At 42.5% G+C, this 5799-nt stretch carries 8 protein-coding genes; 7 read left to right on the top strand and 1 reads right to left on the bottom strand.

All coding sequences use genetic code 11. The features are described from left to right. From BUB85_RS20465 to BUB85_RS20435, 7 genes are all read left to right on the top strand, one after another. Nucleotides 1-271 (top strand): IS66 family transposase (locus BUB85_RS20465; protein WP_143160786.1); only part of this gene is annotated, 271 nt, incomplete at its 5' end. A 129-nt stretch (nt 272-400) separates the two neighbouring features. Next, on the top strand, nt 401-1105 hold the full coding sequence (locus BUB85_RS20460; protein ID WP_242945512.1) for a carbohydrate ABC transporter permease: 705 nt from the start codon (nt 401-403) through the stop codon (nt 1103-1105). Nucleotides 1106-1124: 19 nt separating this feature from the next. Further along, on the top strand, nt 1125-1922 hold the full coding sequence (locus BUB85_RS20455) for a transketolase (RefSeq protein ID WP_073113317.1): 798 nt from the start codon (nt 1125-1127) through the stop codon (nt 1920-1922). Nucleotides 1923-1926: 4 nt separating this feature from the next. Then, on the top strand, nt 1927-2853 hold the full coding sequence (locus BUB85_RS20450) for a transketolase family protein (RefSeq protein ID WP_073113316.1): 927 nt from the start codon (nt 1927-1929) through the stop codon (nt 2851-2853). A 278-nt stretch (nt 2854-3131) separates the two neighbouring features. Next, on the top strand, nt 3132-3527 hold the full coding sequence (locus tag BUB85_RS20445; RefSeq protein ID WP_073113315.1) for a cupin domain-containing protein: 396 nt from the start codon (nt 3132-3134) through the stop codon (nt 3525-3527). 133 nt (nt 3528-3660) lie between these two features. Next, nucleotides 3661-4317, top strand: coding sequence for a fructose-6-phosphate aldolase (fsa, locus tag BUB85_RS20440; RefSeq protein ID WP_073113314.1), 657 nt, complete (start codon nt 3661-3663; stop codon nt 4315-4317). A 415-nt stretch (nt 4318-4732) separates the two neighbouring features. Continuing rightward, a complete protein-coding gene (locus BUB85_RS20435; RefSeq protein WP_073113313.1) occupies nt 4733-5221 on the top strand; it encodes a pyridoxamine 5'-phosphate oxidase family protein in 489 nt (162 codons plus the stop codon). A 399-nt stretch (nt 5222-5620) separates the two neighbouring features. On the opposite strand, the gene BUB85_RS22560 is transcribed toward BUB85_RS20435, so the two are convergent. Further along, a partial coding sequence (locus BUB85_RS22560) for a transposase (RefSeq protein ID WP_073113127.1) occupies nt 5621-5799 on the bottom strand: 179 nt, incomplete at its 5' end.

The following is a 5799-nucleotide window of genomic DNA, read 5'->3' as shown; positions in this document are numbered from 1 at the left end:
AAATCTAATTGACAGACTTGTGAATTACAAGGCATCAGTCTGCTTATTTATAAAGAATCTCTGTGTTCCGTTTGATAATAACCTTGCGGAACGTGATTTGCGCATGATTAAGGTTAAAACCAAGGTCTCAGGATGTTTTCGCAGTGAGGAAGGCGCACAGGAATATCTTACAATCATGAGCTATATTGGGACTGCTCATAAGCATGGAATAAATGCTTTTACAGCAATCAGAGAAGCCCTTTTAGGGAATTCCGATATCATCTTTAACTAATGGAGTTCTGAACAGTTACAAAGATTTTTAACTGTTTATTTACCGCTGATCGTTATCTTACTGTTCATTCTATTCCCGTTCTATTGGACTTTTGTAACTTCGGTAAAGAGCCAGGATGAATTATACGGTATGGTTGTTACCTATTGGCCGAAACATTTTACATGGGATGCATATAAGAGCCTTTTCACGACGACAGTTGATTTCCTCGCAGCGATGAAAAACAGTTTTATCGTGGCAGGATGTACCACGGTGGTGTCACTGCTGGTTTCGACTATGGCAGCATATGCATTTTCCAGATTTAAATTTCCGGGTAGAAAAATACTCATGACGTTGTTCTTGTGCAACAACATGTTCCCGACGGTTTTATTGCTGATTCCATTGTATTCAATTATGAGAAAAATGGGGCTGCTGTATACACCGGGAGCACTGATTTTAGCTTATACGACATTTACGATTCCGTTCTCGGTATGGATGCTGAATGGTTTCCTGAATGATTTGCCGCTTTCGTTGGAGGAGGCTGCGTTGGTGGATGGCTGCGGCAGGTTTACTGCATTTTTTAAGATCATCTTACCAATCTTGAACCCGAGTCTGATAGCGACTGGCGTATATATCTTTATGACATCATGGAATGAATATACTTTTGCTGTTATGTTTACAAACACAGCATCCAGAACCATTCCGGTTGCCTTAAAGAGTCTGATCGGACAATTGGGCGTCCAGTGGGATCTGTTAACCGCCGGTGGTATCGTCACAATTATTCCGGTATGTATCATGTTCTTCTTTGCGCAGAAGCGTTTAGTGGAAGGAATGACAGCAGGGGCTGTCAAGGGATAGAAAATAGGAGGAAAGAAAAATGAACTATGAATCAAAAGCAAAAGAACTGAGAAGTGAAATCTTAAAGAGTTTGTATGCCTGCCAGTCAGGTCATCCGGGCGGTTCTTTATCTTGTGTTGAAATGCTGATGGCATTATATTATGACACCATGAACATTGACCCAAAAGATCCTGAGAAAGCGGATAGAGACCGTTTTGTACTCAGTAAAGGACATGCCTGCCCTACGCTGTATGCGATTTTGGCAGATCTTGGATATTTTCCGAAGGAGGATCTTGCACATCTGAGACAGATTGACAGCCATCTTCAGGGACACCCGGACTGCACAAAAACACCGGGTGTAGATATGAATACCGGTTCACTGGGTCAGGGCGCAGGACTTGCAATCGGGCTTGCGATGGCAGCAAAGCATGCGAAGGCTGACTATAAAATATATTGTGTACTTGGTGATGGAGAGTGCCAGGAAGGTCTTGTGTGGGAGGCAGCTATGGCAGCAGCTCACTACAAACTTGACAATCTGGTATTCATGCTGGATCACAATGGCCTGCAGATCGATGGCAGCAATGAGGATGTCATGTCATTAGGTGATGTGATGAAGAAATTTGATGCATTTGGATTTGAGTGCTTTGATGTGGATGGACATGATATTTCGGAAATCGACAAAGCTCTTCAGATTCCGGTGATTGGCAAACCGAAATTCATTCGCTGCAGAACAGTCAAGGGAAAAGGCGTTTCATTTATGGAGAACCAGTCTGGATGGCATGGGAAGCCGTTGAATGAAGAGCAGCTTAATACAGCGTTGAAAGAATTGGAGGTATAGACAGATGGGAAAATCGTTAAGAGTAGCATATGGAGACGCGCTTGTTAAATTAGGTGCTAAAAATGATAAAGTTGTTGCGTTGGATGCAGACTTGGCAAATGCGACCATGTCCTGCACATTTAAAAATGAATATCCAGATCGTTTCTTTGATATGGGGATTGCAGAGGCAAATATGATGTGCGCGGCAGCAGGTTTTGCCCATACTGGATATATTCCATTTGCAAGCACATTCGCACTGTTTGGGGCAGGGCGGGCATTCGAGCAGATTCGCAACTCTATCTGCTATACGAATGCGAATGTAAAATTCGGGTTTTCACATTCTGGATTATCGGTTGGAGAAGACGGCGGAAGTCATCAGTCTATCGAGGATATCGCCTTAATGCGAGAGATGCCTCATATGACGATCTTTGTTCCGTGTGATCCTGCGGAGATGGAAAAAGCAGTTTTTGCAGCCGCAGAGATTGACGGACCGGTTTACATCCGTGTCGCAAGACCTGTCTGCGAGGATATCACGACAGCAGACACACCGTTTATTCCTGGAAAAGCAAATATCATGAAAGATGGGAATGATGTATGCATTATATCTGCGGGTCTGATGATTCCGGAGGCATTGAAAGCGGCTGAGATGCTTGAAAAAGAAGGAATCAGTGCGGCGGTTGTCAATATGCATACGATCAAGCCGATCGATTCTGAGACAATTCTTGCTATGAATGCAAAATGTAAAGGAATTGTGACTGCTGAGGAACATTCTGTTATCGGTGGACTTGGCTCAGCAGTTGCGGAGGTTCTGGCGGGACATGCAGGTGCTAAATTTGAGAGAATCGGCATACAGGATAAGTTTGGTAAATCTGGTAAACCGGCAGAACTGTTCAAGGCTTATGGACTTACGGCAGAGAACATTGTGGAAAAATGCAAGGCAACTCTGGCATAAGCGGGAAAAGTATTACAGAAAACAATATATCTCAGTGAAAGAATGACTTCCACCTCTATGTAGGTGGTGAGTAACAAACTAGTCTCAGTGGTGGGTGTCAATCTCCCACTGGGATATAGCCTCCAGCGGATTGCAGAGCGGCTTAGATGCATTATGTCAGCAGAACTGACAGCCGCTCGCAGCAATTATGCTGGAGCATAATTCAATAAAAAAAGAAAATAAGGATGATATCCTGATATCTTATATGTGATGTCCGGTGTCGGAATCTGGAGGAAAAAATGGAAATTTTAAATTATGAGTTTAATGGCGAAGGAATGACACGTGTATTTGAAAATGAGAAATGGTGTGTTGGTATCAAAAACTGGAAACCGGCCAATGATGTAACCGGTATTACAAATCTTGAGCGTCATAACAAAACAGATGAATTATTTGTTCTGGTAGAAGGCGCATGTACATTGGTTTTTGCAAACGAAGAAGCGGGTGCACTGAAGTTTGAAGCTGTAAAGATGGAAAAGAATAAAGTATACAATATCCCGTCTACATTATGGCACAACACGATTACACAGAAAGATACAAAGATGATCTTAATTGAAGATTCGAACACATCAATGGATAACAGTGATATTTATGACCTTGATGCGGAACAAATCAAAGCTGTTCGGGCATTAGCGTAATCATGGAATGGTTGTAGAACAAGTCGATTGTTCTGCAGCCTTCTTTTTGGGAAATGCAGGCAGCAGAGTGGATTATGAGTGTCTGATTTACTGTCTGCTTTACGAGAACAGAACATAAAAAGGAGAGAATAGAATGAAATTTTTTGTAGATACAGCGAAAGTGGAAGACATTAAAAAAGCAAATGATATGGGTGTGATCTGCGGTGTTACAACAAATCCGTCTTTGATTGCAAAAGAGGGAAGAGACTTCGTGGAGGTAATCAAGGAAATTACATCGATTGTGGATGGAGCAATCAGCGGCGAAGTGAAAGCGACAACAACGGATGCGGAGGGCATGATTGCAGAAGGAAGAGAAATTGCAAAGATTCATCCTAATATGGTAGTGAAGATTCCTATGACGGTTGAAGGGCTGAAAGCAGTCAAAGTACTGAATGCAGAGGGAGTAAAGACAAATGTTACGTTAGTGTTCAGCGCAAACCAGGCACTTCTTGCAGCACGTGCAGGAGCAGCCTATGTGTCACCGTTTCTTGGCCGGCTGGACGATATCTCCACAAGAGGTGTTGATCTGATCCGTGAAATTGCGGAAATTTTTGAAGTTGCAGGCGATATTGATACACAGATCATTGCAGCAAGTGTCCGCAATCCGATTCATGTGACGGACTGCGCTCTCGCCGGGGCACATATTGCAACCGTGCCGTATAGCGTAATTGAGCAGATGACAAAGCATCCATTGACAGATCAGGGAATTGAAAAATTCCAGGCAGATTATAAAGCTGTGTTTGGCGAATAATAAGGAGAAGAAGCAATTATGCTAGAGCATAATTGAATATAAATAAATTGAGATTGTTGTACTGAAAAGAATACCGGATAAGTCTTTATCCTGTATGAAATCTGTTTAGTACGGCAGTCTCATTTTTTATGTAATAGCAAAGTTCTCTGAACTTTGCTATTACATAAAAACCCTCCGGGGGATGCGCGCTACGCACAAATGGAATATGGTCACTGAGGTGACCGCGCTTCGGCGCGAGAGTTTCGCATGCGAAACTCTTTGTTCTAAATATTATGCATTTCTGACGATTCGTGGTAAAATATACGCGACGGCAAGGAAAATGGAAGCTTGCTCACATTTGAACGTGTGCGACAACAATGAGCGACACAGGCAAATAGCGTAAATAAAGAAATATCAGAGAAAAAGGAGTAGAAAAATGACAAAAAGAGAACGAGAGATAACAGACATACAGGAAATTTTACAGATCTTAGATAAGGGGAAAATAATCCACCTTGCGCTATGTGACGGTGATCAGCCTTATGCAATCCCTATGAATTACGGATATACCTACGAGGACGAAAAACTGACTATCTATCTGCATGGCGCCACACAGGGGTACAAGTATGACGTTCTGGCAAAAAATCCAAAAGTCTCATTTTCAATAGAATGCGATGTCAGTCCATTTGACGGAAAAGTAGCCTGCCAGTACGGCATGAGCTACGCGTCGGTGATGGGAAAAGGAACAGCAGAAATATGCGAAGACGTAGAAGAGAAAAAAGCCGGACTCACGATCCTGATGAAGACCCAGACAGGAAAAGACTTTGAATTTACAGAAAAATTAGTATCCATCGTAAAGGTAATCAAAATAGAAGTACAAGAATTTACAGCCAAGAAAAGACCCATCCCGGAGAACATGCAGGGCTAACCGACACGACCTGAGATGCATAGAACACCTATCATATCCAAGATGTCTAAAACGCCTATAAATTTCAGTTGTACCTATAACATTCACAATACCTTCCTCTGCAACAAATACCCCAGTCGCCCCCGATATTTTTGCGCATTCCGGGGCCAGGAACCAGGTCAAAAGTGCGGGCAGAATGGCTTCCGGCGGCGTAGAGCGCGCCGTACATTTCCTTATAGAAAACAGCAGCAATGCGCGGGATGGGGCTGTCGCACTAGCTGATTAAATTCAGCGGTGCGCAGCTCTTTTTTTCCTACAGAAATGTCCTTTTTATTCCATTTCTGATTCATATTGATTTTTGGGCGTACTTGAACCAGACCTTCTATGAAAAGGTTGTTTTGAATTTTGATAGTTCAAAAATCATGCTGTTTTAAGTTCAAATAAATGCTGTCCTATTTTACCGGATTGTATTTTTCTGTGAAGTTTATTGATGTTATGAGCAATTGCGATCATGGTACTTTCCGCAAGGACATTCACAGTTCCGCGACACAGATATTTTCGAAAGGACATATCTTCTTTGGTATCAGCAAATGATCCTT

It is taken from the genome of Hespellia stercorisuis DSM 15480 (genome assembly GCF_900142165.1).
Taxonomy (GTDB): Bacteria; Bacillota; Clostridia; order Lachnospirales; family Lachnospiraceae; genus Hespellia; species Hespellia stercorisuis.
Note: the sequence above shows the minus strand (reverse complement) of the source record. Positions and strands in the feature narration are given on the sequence as shown.

Excerpts from the sequence above, each read along its gene's own strand:
- BUB85_RS20460 (WP_242945512.1), top strand. The coding sequence starts at position 401 with ATGGTTGTTACCTATTGGCCGAAACATTTTACATGGGATGCATATAAG.
- BUB85_RS20455 (WP_073113317.1), top strand. The coding sequence starts at position 1,125 with ATGAACTATGAATCAAAAGCAAAAGAACTGAGAAGTGAAATCTTAAAG.
- BUB85_RS20450 (WP_073113316.1), top strand. The coding sequence starts at position 1,927 with ATGGGAAAATCGTTAAGAGTAGCATATGGAGACGCGCTTGTTAAATTA.
- BUB85_RS20445 (WP_073113315.1), top strand. The coding sequence starts at position 3,132 with ATGGAAATTTTAAATTATGAGTTTAATGGCGAAGGAATGACACGTGTA.
- fsa (WP_073113314.1), top strand. The coding sequence starts at position 3,661 with ATGAAATTTTTTGTAGATACAGCGAAAGTGGAAGACATTAAAAAAGCA.
- BUB85_RS20435 (WP_073113313.1), top strand. The coding sequence starts at position 4,733 with ATGACAAAAAGAGAACGAGAGATAACAGACATACAGGAAATTTTACAG.